Annotated in this window: 14 protein-coding genes; 5 read left to right on the top strand and 9 right to left on the bottom strand. The window is 40.0% G+C overall.

Translation table 11 applies throughout. The features are described 5' to 3' along the window. Nucleotides 1–66: 66 nt before the first annotated feature. Both MTO98_RS09835 and MTO98_RS09830 read left to right on the top strand, forming a co-directional pair. Entirely contained in the window at nt 67–486 is a 420-nt protein-coding gene (locus tag MTO98_RS09835; RefSeq protein WP_243486483.1) for an ester cyclase, read from the top strand. An 18-nt stretch (nt 487–504) separates the two neighbouring features. After that, nucleotides 505–1,425, top strand: coding sequence for an AraC family transcriptional regulator (locus MTO98_RS09830; protein ID WP_243486482.1), 921 nt, complete (start codon nt 505–507; stop codon nt 1,423–1,425). 101 nt (nt 1,426–1,526) lie between these two features. Here MTO98_RS09830 and MTO98_RS09825 read toward each other — a convergent pair whose 3' ends face one another. Then, nucleotides 1,527–2,333 carry an SDR family oxidoreductase gene (locus tag MTO98_RS09825; protein WP_243486481.1) on the bottom strand — a complete coding sequence of 269 codons (807 nt, stop codon included), beginning with the start codon at nt 2,331–2,333 and terminating at the stop codon, nt 1,527–1,529. Nucleotides 2,334–2,420: 87 nt separating this feature from the next. Here MTO98_RS09825 and MTO98_RS09820 point away from each other — a divergent pair, with 87 nt between their 5' ends. Beyond that, nucleotides 2,421–2,774 (top strand): helix-turn-helix domain-containing protein, encoded by a 354-nt coding sequence (locus MTO98_RS09820; protein WP_243486480.1) that lies wholly within the window; start codon nt 2,421–2,423, stop codon nt 2,772–2,774. 254 nt (nt 2,775–3,028) lie between these two features. On the opposite strand, the gene MTO98_RS09815 is transcribed toward MTO98_RS09820, so the two are convergent. The 8 genes from MTO98_RS09815 to MTO98_RS09780 form a co-directional block, all read right to left on the bottom strand. Then, nucleotides 3,029–4,246 carry an IS110 family transposase gene (locus MTO98_RS09815; protein WP_243486479.1) on the bottom strand — a complete coding sequence of 406 codons (1,218 nt, stop codon included), beginning with the start codon at nt 4,244–4,246 and terminating at the stop codon, nt 3,029–3,031. Nucleotides 4,247–4,519: 273 nt separating this feature from the next. Then, nucleotides 4,520–6,292, bottom strand: a complete 1,773-nt coding sequence (locus MTO98_RS09810) for a UvrD-helicase domain-containing protein (protein ID WP_243486478.1) — start codon at nt 6,290–6,292, stop codon at nt 4,520–4,522. Nucleotide 6,293: 1 nt separating this feature from the next. Further along, nucleotides 6,294–8,420, bottom strand: coding sequence for an ATP-dependent endonuclease (locus MTO98_RS09805; protein ID WP_243486477.1), 2,127 nt, complete (start codon nt 8,418–8,420; stop codon nt 6,294–6,296). Nucleotides 8,421–8,978: 558 nt separating this feature from the next. Further along, entirely contained in the window at nt 8,979–9,761 is a 783-nt protein-coding gene (locus tag MTO98_RS09800; RefSeq protein WP_243486476.1) for an AraC family transcriptional regulator, read from the bottom strand. A 7-nt stretch (nt 9,762–9,768) separates the two neighbouring features. Beyond that, nucleotides 9,769–10,134 (bottom strand): hypothetical protein, encoded by a 366-nt coding sequence (locus tag MTO98_RS09795; protein ID WP_243486475.1) that lies wholly within the window; start codon nt 10,132–10,134, stop codon nt 9,769–9,771. Nucleotides 10,135–10,201: 67 nt separating this feature from the next. Next, nucleotides 10,202–10,987, bottom strand: a complete 786-nt coding sequence (locus tag MTO98_RS09790) for an SDR family oxidoreductase (protein ID WP_243486474.1) — start codon at nt 10,985–10,987, stop codon at nt 10,202–10,204. Between the two features lie 321 nt (nt 10,988–11,308). Continuing rightward, nucleotides 11,309–12,220 (bottom strand): NAD(P)/FAD-dependent oxidoreductase, encoded by a 912-nt coding sequence (locus MTO98_RS09785; RefSeq protein WP_243486473.1) that lies wholly within the window; start codon nt 12,218–12,220, stop codon nt 11,309–11,311. 109 nt (nt 12,221–12,329) lie between these two features. Further along, nucleotides 12,330–12,899, bottom strand: a complete 570-nt coding sequence (locus MTO98_RS09780) for a TetR/AcrR family transcriptional regulator (protein WP_243486472.1) — start codon at nt 12,897–12,899, stop codon at nt 12,330–12,332. Nucleotides 12,900–13,245: 346 nt separating this feature from the next. Between MTO98_RS09780 and MTO98_RS09775 the strand changes: the two genes are divergently transcribed. Beyond that, nucleotides 13,246–13,710: a hypothetical protein gene (locus MTO98_RS09775; protein ID WP_243486471.1), complete on the top strand. Its 465-nt coding sequence runs from the start codon at nt 13,246–13,248 to the stop codon at nt 13,708–13,710. Further along, nucleotides 13,689–14,054, top strand: a complete 366-nt coding sequence (locus MTO98_RS09770) for a tyrosine-type recombinase/integrase (protein ID WP_243486470.1) — start codon at nt 13,689–13,691, stop codon at nt 14,052–14,054. Before MTO98_RS09775 ends, MTO98_RS09770 begins: the two co-directional genes overlap by 22 nt. Nucleotides 14,055–14,103 lie beyond the last annotated feature (49 nt).

The raw sequence follows: 14,103 nt of genomic DNA, 5'->3' as shown, positions 1-14,103 counted from the left end.
ACTCCTTACATGTGGTTAAATTTTATAGCTTAACGACATAGAACTTTGTCAACTCAAACAGCTATTATGAATAACACAGAACTGGAAAAGAACAAAGCAGTAATTAACCAATTTGACGAGGCATGCATTGAGCAAAACAATTCTGCTGTATTGGATGAATTGGTATCAGACGAGGTGATCAACCATGCATCACGTCCCGGCACACCTAATGGTAAGGAAAGCTTTCTCCATTTCCTCAGTGCCTTGCACTCAGGTCTGTCAGAGATCAAGGTAAAAGCTTTACATCAGGTAGCCGAACATGATTTGGTGGTTACACAAAAGATAATCAGTGGCAAGCACACCGGTAACTTATTCGGTGTGCAAGGAAATGGAGCCTATATTAGTTTTGAAGCAATTGAAATTATACGGTTGGAAAATGGTAAATATATGGAGCATTGGGTACAAAGCAATATGGCACAAGTACTTGGGATGTCTTCGGATCACTAATCTTCGTAGCTTTACGATATGAAAAACAGCGCGCCGTTTCATATACATTCTATCAGCGAGTTTCATAGGCTGAGGAAATTTCCGCTACCCATGCACCCCTGTATAAGTGTGTTACAATTAAACGGGGTCAATGACGAGTTTCTGGAAATCTCCCGGTCTATGGTATTTGATTTTTATTGTATTGCGCTTAAACGTAACCTCAACCTGAATCTAAAATATGGGCAGCAACGTTATGATTTTGACGGAGGCGTATTATACGGAATGGCGCCAGGGCAGGTTTTTGGTATTGAACAGTCAGAGGCAGCCTTGTTTAATGAGGTCAATGGCTGGATGCTGCTTGTTCATCCCGATCTTCTTTGGCATACACCCTTAGCGAAAAGCATTAAGAATTACGGGTTCTTTGAATACTCAGTCAATGAGGCTCTGTTTTTATCTGATAAAGAAGAATCGATCATGATTGGGGTATTGGAAAATATCCGGCAGGAGTATGAAGCTAATCTGGATAAATTCAGTCAGCCTATTATTATAAATCATCTCGAAGCACTGCTAAATTATACTGACCGCTTTTATCAGCGCCAATTTCTAACACGCAATATTGCTAATAGTAAGATACTAGATCGACTTGACACGCTTCTTTCAGAAGCTTTTTCGGATATTAATCTTATTAATAATGGCATACCGACAGTGCAGCAAGTGGCTGAAAAACTTCATCTTTCGCGTAATTACCTAAGCTCACTACTTACCATAACTACAGGTAAAAATACACAGCAGCATATCCAGGATAAATTAATAGAAAAAGCTAGAGAGCGCATATCGACCACTTCCTTAACTATTAGCGAGATTGCCTATAAATTAGGTTTTGATCATCCCCAATCATTTAGCAGGATGTTTAAATCCAAAACGGGCTTGTCCCCTTTGGCATTCCGAAAGTCGTTTTGATAAGGTTCTTCTAAAAATAAAAAAAGCTAGTCATCCTTTGTGGGGAAAACTAGCTCGCTACAATGAGGTTTAAACTTGACCTTAATTACAACTTAAAAATATTAGACTTCAGTTTTTAGACTATCAAAATACATTTTTTTAATTTCCTTTACAGAAGCCTCCGCACCTATTTCCTGCCGCCTATCGTAGATAGCTTTTGAGCTTTTACCTGCAAAATAACGTAGTTGGTCTTTATCATCAGTTGCGGCCTCGAAGATTACTTCGGCAATTTCTTCGGGGCTGGAAGCCGGCTTGATCATGCCAACCATTTTTTTCTCTGTTGCTTCGTAAAAAGGCAGGTGCTTTACATCTACGTTATGACTGAACAACTCTGTATTAGTGCTGCTAGGCGCAACGGTTTTTACGCCCACGTTAAACATGGATAGCTCAATTGACAAACATTCACTCCATCCTTCCACGGCCCATTTCGTGCCATTATAAATGCTGGTAAATGGAAAACCTGTATGTCCGCCTATAGAAGTAACATTGATGAATAAACCCTTTTGTGCTTCCCTGAAATGTGGGATGAATTCCTGTGTTACGCGTACCGTACCCAGGAAATTAGTATCCACCTGGCGTATAATATTCTCATTTGTATAGGCCTCTAAGGCACCCAATAGTCCATATCCGGCGTTATTGACAACTACATCTATATCAAATAAGCCGGTAGCCTTAGTTACAGTTGACTTTATCTGTTCAATGTCCGTAACATCCAAAGCCAAAATCGTTACATTTTCCAGTTGCGTAAGCTCTGTTTCGTTTTCAGGCTTACGCATGGTTGCGATGACGTTCCAACCCTGGGATTGAAAGAGTTTTGCAGTGGCTTTTCCTATGCCCGAAGATGCACCGGTAATGAATATTGTTTTCATAATTATTGATCGCTTATTTATTCAACAAAAGTAGAAGGATAAAAGTATATATTTGATACCTGTATCCTAAAGTATACTTAGTACGTTATGAGCACTTCCGTTAAGAAAAACGAAATAAGATTTAAAGAAAAGATCAAGGCCATTCAAGATACGATGTTCGTGCTTGGTGGTAAATGGAAACTTCCGGTTATCCTGTCAATCTATAATGGCAACAAGCGTTTTAATGACATTGCGAACTCTATTCCTGACATAACTAACCGCGTATTGTCTAAAGAGTTGAAGCACCTGGAAGAGAATTTATTGATCAGCAGAACTGTAATTGATGATTACCCTGTAAGAATTGAATACGCCATTACTGACTATTGTTTAACCACCCATAAGGTTGCTGCCCCGATGGAAGAATGGGGAAAAAACCATTTAAAGAAAATTAGCGGGAAATAATGAGGAACAAATGATTAAGAAGTGGTTTATTTACAACGCTTGTGATACGACATACTGATTTTAACCAATTGCAGCTTTTAACTTTAATTAGCTCCATTTTACCAATCCAAGAAATCAAGGATCAGCAATTCAAAAGTTAAAAATAAAATTCCTCTGCGTTCTTTCTGAACAAGCCTGAGTTCTAATATAGAATCGGCATCTTAGGGTATCAGACTTTACATTCTAAAACCTTATCCGGCCTTTATGTTTATTAATTATTTATTGGCTTTATACCGGATATATTGCATATTTCGCGTCTGTATGTCGAGGAAGTGGGCAATGCCTTTTTCTTCGTACAAATTCAAGGATTGGATTGTTTTATAAGCAACTTTTAATAGCCTTCTGGCAATAGCGATGATCGCTTTCTGCGCCTTCATACGTTTACGCAGTTTATCAAAAAGCGCATGCCAATATGAGTTTTTCATCTTAACAGCGGCCCATGCGGCTGTAACGATAGCAACTCTTAGATAGGTATTACCCTTCTTAACGGTGACGTTTTTATGCCTACCGGCACTCTCGTTGTTTCCGGGAGCTACGCCACACCATGCGGTAAAGTGATCCGCACTGGGGAAACGGGTCATATCGTCACCCGCTTCACTGATTATAACCTCCGCCGACTTCATGCCAATGCCGCTGATGCTATCAAGGCATTCAACAGCTCGCGCATAACGTTCACTTATGATAGCTGAAATAGCGGCATCTAATAAATCAACTTGCTTTTGTACATGGTCATAATCTTCTAACAACATTCTCAATTGCATACAATGATGAGTGGTTAGCGTTCCTTCAAGGGCCATCATTAGTTGTTCTTTTTTGGCCTTTACTCTCCCTTTTGCACAACTGCATAACAGAGCTTTGTCCGTTACCTCAGCCGCTAAAAGACGGACAATGTTCAGTCCTGTTTTTGTATGTAACGTACTGATTACGGACATGAGTTTAATATTGTTACTCTCCAATATCTTCAATATCCTATTAGTGATTTTGGTTTGTTGACGCCCATAAAACAATCTGCTTCTGCAATAATCCCGCAAGGCGCATTGCTGGCTGTCAGGGATAAAACTTGGACGCGTCAATCCGTGTAATAACAAAGTACATAACCATCGGGCATCTTTTCGGTCAGTCTTACGTTTGGGAATCTGTTTAATATGAACTGGATTTGCAACGGTAACATTAATACCAGCTTCAGTAAGTATCGTGTATAGGCTTATCCAATAAATTCCTGTGCTCTCCATAAGACAATGGCCAACTTCGTTTTTTAATAACCACTCCTTGATTTGATGCAACTGGCAGGTAAAAGTGCCAAATTCCTGCAACTCCTGTTCTTTACCATCCTTGTTTGAAATAAAACCGACTATTTTGTCTTTATGCATGTCAAGGCCACATGCTTTGTTCAACTGAGGTAAAAGACTAACCTCTTGCCTAGGCTGATCCATAACATAACAGTTTTGCTGAGATACGAAGTTAAAGCTTAACCCACGATTCAATGCTCGGCCACGCTCCATTTTTATTAGCCTGGGCGTATATTCTATTCAGTTAACTTATGTTATTGGAACGTATTGCATTTTTATTTTGCCTTTATTTATGATCATAAGTGCGAATTATTCCGTTAGAAGACTAGGGTCAACAGAAATACCGAATGTGATGTTTTTGTCAGGAATATTGGCAAATTTCCAAATATTGCTATCAGAACAAACGGACTCCGGATATTAATTGACTAATCGTTGAACGGCTATCCCCTGTGCGTTAAGACGAGGTATTAGATTATCGTTAATATCAGGGACGCTGATAACGAGACTGGTTTTAGCTCGGCTAAAACCAACGTAGTAAACCCTGCCATCGTCGCCAGGTGCTTCTAACTTTATTTTTGCATCAAGTATGTAGCGTTCGACATCACCTTCGGATTGCATGCAAACAAGTACGTGATCGAACTCAGCGCCCTTAGCGCTGTGAATGGTTCTTACTTTTTCGGTCGATTGAGTGTCCACCTTAATAAAAGGTAGCATCGCTTCAACCGAACAATTTCTATAAAATGCTTGTGCCGCCCCCGCAGCTAATCGGGAATGTGTTTTAAATTGGAAACCGGTTTGCAATGCCGTATTTGTTTGCAAATAAAAATCATGTAAACTAAGTCTACGGGATGCTTCCTTTTTAAGTTCTTCCAGAATAAAAATGCCGGCTTTTTGAATAGAAAACTGGCTAGCCTGTGCATTCAAAGTCTTTAATTGATGACTTATTACTTTTATCCCTTGTCGATTGTTTTTTCTTTCCAGCCACCGATAGCCAGTCAACAGCACCTGGATAAATCTGGCTCTCTTAGAATTACTATCTTCCGCAAACATTTTTTTTACCTGATCTTCTCCCTCAACTGCGACTGCCGCCTTTATGCTTTCTACATCACGGTGCTCCGGCGCAATAGCGACAGTGTCAGGGCTCACATTTTGAAGCATCCAACGGTATGACTGGCTATGTGGACCAACCAACATCCTTACAACGCTACCAGGCAAAGTATCCTCGTAACCTAGCTGCTGAATATCGCTCCGTAACGTGTTCAGATAATCGATGATGGTTTGACTCGATCTGAAATTCTGCTCTAACTTGTAAGCACTCATTTGTCTTATTTGAAGATCTTCAAAATCTGTGCGAACGGCTCCAGCAAATTTGTAAATAGATTGGGCCAGGTCACCAATAATTCCTATTGTGACATCACCATCAGCAATTTGCTGAACAATACTGGTTTGTAAAGCGGTGGTATCTTGAAATTCATCAATGAAAATATAAGGGTATCGATTTCTGATAAACTCAAGTACTCTTGGCGATTTAACAATGATGTAATGAGCGAAATACAGCACATCTTCGTGGTGCATTATACCGTCAGACCAATATTTTTTCTTGTACACCCATAACTCATTATTGGTTCTTGGGATAGCAAGATCAGTGTGCCTCTTACAATACAGGTCTATATGCCCTACCTGGTCTAACCTGTAATCGAGTGCTGATAAATATTTAACAAGGTTCGATTTATTGTCGCGACTGTTGAGATATCCGTAATAGTTTACTCTTTTTTGGTTACGTTGCTCAATGGTAGCTAACCACCGGCGAATCGGATCGGCATGCGGAATATGTTCTTCATGGCCCTGGAGCTCTGCAATATTGAAAAGTTCATCACCATTCTCGTCAGTTCTAATCAGGTGAGCGAACGGTTTGATAACATTGTTGTATAAAAAGCTGTGAATAGTGCAGACTTCTATTTGCGATTTATCGCAATCCATCCGCTTCTGTAGTTCTTCGGCAGCAACATTGGTATAGGTAATACAGGCAATGCGACGGGTTATCCCCAGTTTATTCGAGCTTTTGAGCACATTTTTAACGTGGCTGATTAACCAGGTTGTTTTCCCGGCACCTGGCCCTGCAAAAGCTTTGAAACGAGCGTCCACATCCGGTAACCGATCAATAGATGGTAGTTGATTAATATCAATCATGTTATTCCGTAATAAAAGTTATTGAATCCGCGATATACGTAGGCACATTGAAGGCGACCTTTGCGTCTCCCTCGTTAAGCAAGTTTTGTCTTAACTGCTGCTCTAGTAAAAAAGCATGCTCTCCTTTACTTGCTTCAATCGCGCGATGATAGCAGGCCGCTAATAATGCTTTCTTTTTGTGTTCTCCTTCCCATGTACTCAATGCCAGCCAATCTTTAATGTCCTGGTGCTGGCACATTGCTAATAGCTCATCGAGTTCTTTTGCTTCTTTAATAGCCGTCATTAATTGCTCTAAGACGCTTTTCTTATTCTTACCTCTTGTTGGGAAACTTTTTGTTAATAATAAACTGCAATCTGGATTAAAGTTTGCCAGTTCATACTCCAGCGTTTTTCCTGTACCCTGTATAGGCGTAGCTATTTTTATATGATCAAAATCCTTTGCGAATGCAATCAGCGCCTTTGCATGCGAAGTTAAGGGCGAATAATGATATTTTTCCGGCTCGGTTTCCAATTGAAACGGGTAACACGATTTCCAATGACGGCGATGATCTTCTTCTTCCTCTTCATTTTTTCGTTCTCTATGTGAAGGATCTGCATCAGTAATGCATACCACCTTGCGACGAAGGCAATAATTTTCTGGTTTACCTTCAAATGCAAACAGCTTAAGGAAATGCTTAAAAGAAGTACCGTCAACACTTACAATAGCTGTATGCATGTTGATTAAGGAATCTTCCACATTAAGATATGCAGCAAAGCAAGGCAGTAATAATTGCTCCGCTAACCCCTCTACAAAAACCACGCGATCAGAGAAGAGCATATTTGATTTTGTGGCATCCAAAAACCTTCGTACATAGGCTTTTGATTCTTGATCTTCCGGTGATGTTGTAAATACACGACCAGGGTAGCTTACTCTTTGGTGTCCTTCAAAGTCTTCATAAAGACATACGATGGAATCCAAATCTACTGCTGCCGTTATTTGCGTGGAATGAGTTGTAATAAATGCCTGCCTTGCCTGTTTTTGCGTGTGAATATTAGTATCTAAGAATTTAAGAAACTTGTATTGCATTGATGGGTGCAAATGTGCTTCGGGTTCTTCGATCGCGAGTATGGGAAAGATCTTTGCGTTATCACCCATAAAACTACTGCGTTCCATTTGCATGCGTGCCATGATGAGCGCAATGAATAGTAGGTTATTATAACCTAATCCATTGTTCTTTATAGGCAGCTTAAATCCAGATTTCTCAACAATTAGTCGCAATGCAAACAACAATTGTTGTTCGGAGATATTGGCGTCGAAATTAGGATTACCACCTTTTTCAGCACCGGTAGCCCTAGAATAAGCCAGAATCTCCTGTTTTGATACACGGCTAATCAGGAGTTCGAGCAATTCGCGGGTTTTAGCTGCAAACTCTTGTTCTCTTGTTTGCAATGCCAATTTCTTTTCATTGGTTAACTGTTCAAAGTCTTTACCTTCCGTCAAGTCATAGTCCAAAAAATAATTAAGAACATCTCTGAGCAAAGTATTATTGCCATAAAACATCTGACGCTCGGCATCTCTTATTGCATCCAAAAATTGAAAATCAAATCGGTCCAGATTTTCACTTCCGGCTTTTTCTTCATTTTGTTCGTCTCCTCCATATACTACAGCTATATATTTTCTGAGAAACTTTTTATCAATCACTTTAAAGCACTGCTCCGCATCGTACACTCCAGCTGGATTTCTAAATCTGTTAACCTCGGTAGTAAAATCTGCATGGTGTTTAAAAGGAAGATAAAATCGGTAGGTCAATTTCGCTTCATACGGCTGTGCCTCATTTACTAACCAATTATAAACGACGTTCTTATCTTCCGGATCTTCTCCGTTGTTTGTGCCTGGTGCGTCAATTGTTTCTTTTATGGTTACGTTGATTTCAATTTGAGGGGGTATTGTAAAATCATTAATTGTTGCGTTGAAATCCTCGATTGACAGCCGCTGTTGCGTTCTGTCAAATACTATTTGCAATGCCCGTAGCAAATTTGTTTTACCGGCATTATTGTGACCGATTAAAACGTTGATTCCCGGTTGAAATAGAATGGTGTTTTTCTTGAAGCCGCGAAAGTTTTCTAAGTGGATCTGAGAAATATGCATGTTGTGGAAAGGTTAGTAAAGCGAATTTACTCTTTTTATGTATATGAATACTATTTAACGCAAGATGAACCTATGATAAACTTCACTTAACCGGATTAACAGTAATATGAAATGAATTATGTTAAATATTTATATGTTTTAGAAAGTGCTGTTATTAATCTCAAGGGCTAATTTCAATGACAGCTTAATTTATGGAGTATTTAGTATTTAAAATACTAATATTTTTAGTATAACTTAGCCTAATGGCGAACATGTTTAGAAAGGTATATGTGATATGTTGTGATAATCAAATCTTCTATTAAACGAACCAAACTAAGTTTTATAAAGATCGTGACACCGCCGAATACCATTGTAAAAGGTATATAGCAAAAGCGAAGGAAGACAGTCATAAGATCTGGAATGCAAATCAGCCTCTGCCGCAATTTGTGGTTCATGGATTTTTTTTAGTTCATGAAGATATGTTCAGAACGTAGAGAAGGTTACAAAAAATATGCAACCTTCATTATCCTACATCATTATAGATGCTTTTGTAAAACAGTCTGTTATTTTGCAAATATTTCATCTGGAAGCTAATTCGCTTGGGGTATAATTAAACTTTTTTTTGAAGGCTATCGAAAAATGCTGCAACGTTTCAAATCCGAGATCAAGATAGATTTCACTGGGTTTTTTCTTTTTCTTTTCGATCAGGAAGTGAGCTTCCTTTAATCGCTTCTTCACCAGCCATCGGTTAGGCGTATCTCCGAAAACCCTATTGAAGTCCCGCTTGAACGCCGATAAACTTCTCCCGGTCAGATAAGCGAAACGCGCTATACTCACGTTAAATTTAAAATTACGGTTCATGAACTCCTCGATGTTAATTTTTTCGGGAATACCATAATCGAAAAGCAAACCAGTCAGCTCAGGCTGATCCTGCAACAGGATTAACAATAACTCTTCCCGCTTTACATGATTAAAAGGCTCTTTGATGATCAGTCGATGGTAATAAGGTAACAGCGATTGAATAAATCCGGGAAGTAATTTATTTTTCTTGATTTCAATTAATGATTCATCTGAGGTTAATTTTGCCACCATTGGGTTGTAACGTTCCTGAAATTTGCGCAGAAAACCCTCGTCGAAAAAAACGAATACTTTTTCGATCTCGCCATTCATTTTCTCTTTATTGTACCGGGCAAGCCGGTTTTTTCGCCCCAGGCAGCAGTCGCCGGCATTTAAGGTTAACTTTTTGTTCCCATCGTACACATGCATCACACCTTTGATAACGTACAGCAAGGTGTGCTCAGCAATAAACTGCTCCGGCGAAATTTCTTTGCCTACATGGTGCATGTATTCTGTATCGTTCATTTTTAACTCATTTTTTATTTGCGGCTCCAGGGTGATGAATTTCAATGACGAGTTCGGGTATTAATATACCGTGCCCAATGATTTGCTCCTTAGGCAACTTAAAGCCTGTACGACCATCATCTTCCATTAAAGTAATGTTCTGAAGCATCTTTTTTAATGCCTGTTCATCAGCAATTGTCCACTTTCCCTTTCCAAAGCTAATGGTTACAGGGCTTTTATCAATGCGTTTACCATTGAGCGCCTTTTGAAACGCAGCCTCCATCGAGCCATTGTTTACATCGGCGTTACTGTCAACTATCAGCGTTATGGCTTTTCCGGTTTTGTTGCTCAGGTACAATCTTCTTGGAATGATATTACACGAAAATATGGACATGATTAATATCGGGATTAAGAGCTTTAAATAATACTTTGTCGAATTCATAGTTTGCCCGTAAATTTTGTCAGGAAACCTTAGTCAGTGCTTTTGCCCTCGCTTTTTCAATATTTTTATTGATCAGCTTGGTAAAGAAATCGGGAGCGATGCGGCTCATCCACTTCATCACATTCGACAGCCCGGGCCTGATCTCTAATTTGTCCTTTAAAATACCATGGATAGCAATCTTTACCATCTTGTCCACTTTCATGTCACTGGGACTGCTACTTTCCGGGATAGCGGTTTGCAAAGGCTTATTAGTTTTAGGCGGGGCGACCTCGAATACCTTAACACCGGTATCTTTAAGTTTAAGGCGTAATCCTTGCGAATAAACGTGGATACCAGCTTTTGTTCCGCAATAAATCGGAGAAATGGTGAATGGGATAAATGCCAGACCAGAAGTAACGTTTACGATGGCTGCGGATGTTTTTTGAAGTAGGTGAGGTAAAAATGCATGCACCATCCTTACCGTTCCTGAAAAATTGGTTTCTATCTCATCCGCAACATTGTCTATATTTATGCTTTCGTCCGTCAATCCGACACTGGTCATGATACCAGCATTATTGACAATGATATTCAAATCAGGAAACTGGGCAATTATCTGCCGGGAAACTTTCTCAATATCTTGCGGAATATTCAGATCACAATGGAAGGCGTGAATGCCAGGTAATTGTTTTCTTGTCTGTTCCAATTTTTCTGTATTTCTTCCGGTAACAATAACCGTTGCGCCCTCCTGCAAAAACTGCTTACCGAACTCCCAGCCGATTCCATTTGTTCCTCCGGTGATAAGGACGGTGCTATGCCTTAAATTCATTTTTGTAAAGTTTTATGGTCAGGTGATGGGATGCGCCCCAAAACCTATTCTATTGCAAAGGTCTATAAAACATACATTGACCGCTTACCTGAAAAGCCCAATTTTAATTATCTCAGAAGTCCAAATACATTTTCAAATACTGTCCGCTGAGAACATTGAAAATGCCGTAATACGCCTTGCTGAACAACCTTTTATTATCTGGCTAAAGAAGTTGCCAGTTGAGGAAGAAGTTCATTGCACCCGCCAGCCCAAGGGTGTTAGTATAATCAAAATAGTTTGCAATTTTGCCCTCAACAACGTATTGGCTCTGTTTGTCCGATTTTATGCGAAAGACTCATTGATAAGCTCCATGTTCAATGCTGCCCCGGCAACAGAACCATTATAGGCGGCATTGGCAATAGAACGCATAAATGTAGTATTGTCACCACAGGCATAAATGCCGGGAGTCGTGGTTTTCATCCATATATCTACCCTTAGGTAGCCCTGTTCCGTTAGCTCGCAACCCAGTTGCTCAGGAATGGTACAGTGTTGGGTAAATCCAAGTCTGGCATATAGTGCAGAAAGCCTTTCTTCCGATCCATCCTTAAAGATGACCTTTTGAACCTGACCATGATGGTGTATCAATTCTGATACTTCTTTCTCAACTATTTTAATGCCATGCTGCAATAATGCGCCGGTCTGCTCGACAGTTAGCGTTGATGAGCCATTAGTATATAACGTAAGATCTTTCGTCCAGTTAGAGATAAGCTTTCCGGTGTCAAAACCACTGTCACCATTAGCAAGAATACCAGTTTTTTCACCTTTAAATTCATAGCCATGGCAATATGGGCAATGGATAGCCGATATTCCCCAACATTTATCGAAACCTTTAATAGCCGGCATGATATCTTTGATACCTGTGGCGAAGATGATTTTTTTCGCCGCATATGATTTGCCGGATTTTGTATCAACTCGAAAATAGTTGCCGTCTTTTGTCGCCCGGGTGACCAAATCAGTTATAAAGCTGACGGTGGTATAAGTTTCTAATTGCGTTCTGGCAACCGTTAAGATTTTTTCCGGGGTATCTCCGTCACGTGTTAGAAAATTATGGGAATAAGGCGTTTGCCTGTTGCAGGGCAAATTGCTATCAATAATGAGAACCTTACGTAAAGCGCGGCCCAGGGCCAGTCCCGCCGATAAACCGGCATTGCTTCCGCCAACTATGATCGCATCGTAATACATTGTCGAATCCATTTGTTTAATTATTTGAAACGCTGAAGCCGGGCGGCTAAGCGCGATATGGGTTATCAATAATCCTGCTGTTTTAAAAACGTCCTCCTTTTAAATTCCTCGGACATTGCATTTATTTGATTTCGGATGTTTTAATACCTATACTTTGGCTAAAAGCATACCATGCAAATTTTTTGACGTTGCCGAGAGCAACTGTTCCTGTATTGATTGCCTGTAACGTAACTGTAATCATGCCGCTGAAGAGTTGATAAATCCATTCAACCGTGAAGAAATCGGTTACCATACCTTTTTTTTGAAGGGCGGTAATAAGATCGAACCATTTTTTTTGTATGCTGAAGTATTCCTGACGAAAATCGCTTATTAGGGGCGCCGTACTGCTTTGCTGATTCATTTTATCATAAAAAGCATATTTACTTCCGCAGTCGATACAGGCGTAAAGCGTAAGCTCCAATTGTTTTAGGGGAATATCGGAAGCGTCGAAGGCAGCCATCATGGCTGCTTTACAAGTTTGGGTCATTTCTTGGCGACAATGCTCCAGCAGGACTGCGCGATCTTTGAAGTAACGAAATAATGTGCGTGTTGTTATATTTGCTTTATCAGCTACGGCCTCTAGCCCGGCAGAAGGATCGTTATTAAAAATTACTATCGCAGCATCTATGATTTTTTTCTTTGTTGCTTCCATGTCACAAATGTAAGACATTTTTCACTTAAAAGCGACACTCATTTGGTGACTAAGGATTTCTCCCAAATCGGCATCAGGAAATTCCCAATCATGAAATGTAGTTCGGTAATTCTTGCGATAGATTTGCCGAAATTCAGAAACATAGGCAAGAAGTCTAACAGGAAGCGTTTGACGTAGGAGGTTTTATAACCCTAAGCGAAATAGGTCGAATAATTGATACTCAATAGAAACGACTCCATTAAACTCATATCCTGGTCTAACATTTTTGTTACGTCTAACGGAATTACCGGGCCGGTTGAAGAATCGTGCTTAGAGAAATTAAAACAGCCTGGTGCCATTTGTTTTAATGCGTACATATTTGCTTCCGCTGAATACCAATCTTGTTGACATCCCGCCATCCTTTGCAAACCATTTTTATAAGTACCTGACACTTGAAGCCGAAAGTATCCTGGCCGAAGTAACAGCAAAGAAGCATGTAAAGAAAACAAAGCAGATAGTTGAACACTGTGTAACCGAACTCAGACTGGACAGGAACCCACTCAAAGGCTTTAAATGTGGAGGCGGCGAACAGGAAGTCATGCCCCTTGAAATGGCGGAAGTCCATGCTATGCTGAGCAAGAAAATCGAAGTTGAAAGACTTGCCGAGGTACGGGACGCATATATTTTTCAGTGTTTTACAGGATTTGCCTTTCAGGATATCTATGGGCTTACACGCGAAAACATCATAGAGGTTGGTATTAAGCAGGAACGCGGCTTAGCAAGGAAAGAGGAAAAACAGGCGTTATCGAAATGGTACCCATCCTGCCGATAGTAGAAGACTTGATCGAAAAATATGCCACGCACCCCTACTGCCAGAAAAATAACCGCCTGATACCCGTAAACTGCAATGCAAGGTACAATGCCTATTTAAAGGAACTGACCGTTATATGCGGTATAAAACGCGAATTAAATACACATCTTGCCCGCCACACCTTTGCGGATATAATGCTCAATAACGGAGTGCCATTAGAGGATGTAAGCAAAATGCTTGGTCATAAAAGCATCCGCACAACGCTAAGGTATTGCAGGGTTAAAAAATACCGGATAAGCGCAAGTGTCGAAAAAGTAAAAAACATCCTTTTTACAAAATCAGGTATCCTGAAAAAAGTATCTTAAAAAAATAAGTGCCACCAGTCGGTGGCACTTATTTTTATCTTTTGGTTGC

The sequence above is a fragment of the Mucilaginibacter sp. SMC90 genome (genome assembly GCF_022811725.1).
Lineage (GTDB): Bacteria > Bacteroidota > Bacteroidia > Sphingobacteriales > Sphingobacteriaceae > Mucilaginibacter.
Note: the sequence above shows the minus strand (reverse complement) of the source record. Positions and strands in the feature narration are given on the sequence as shown.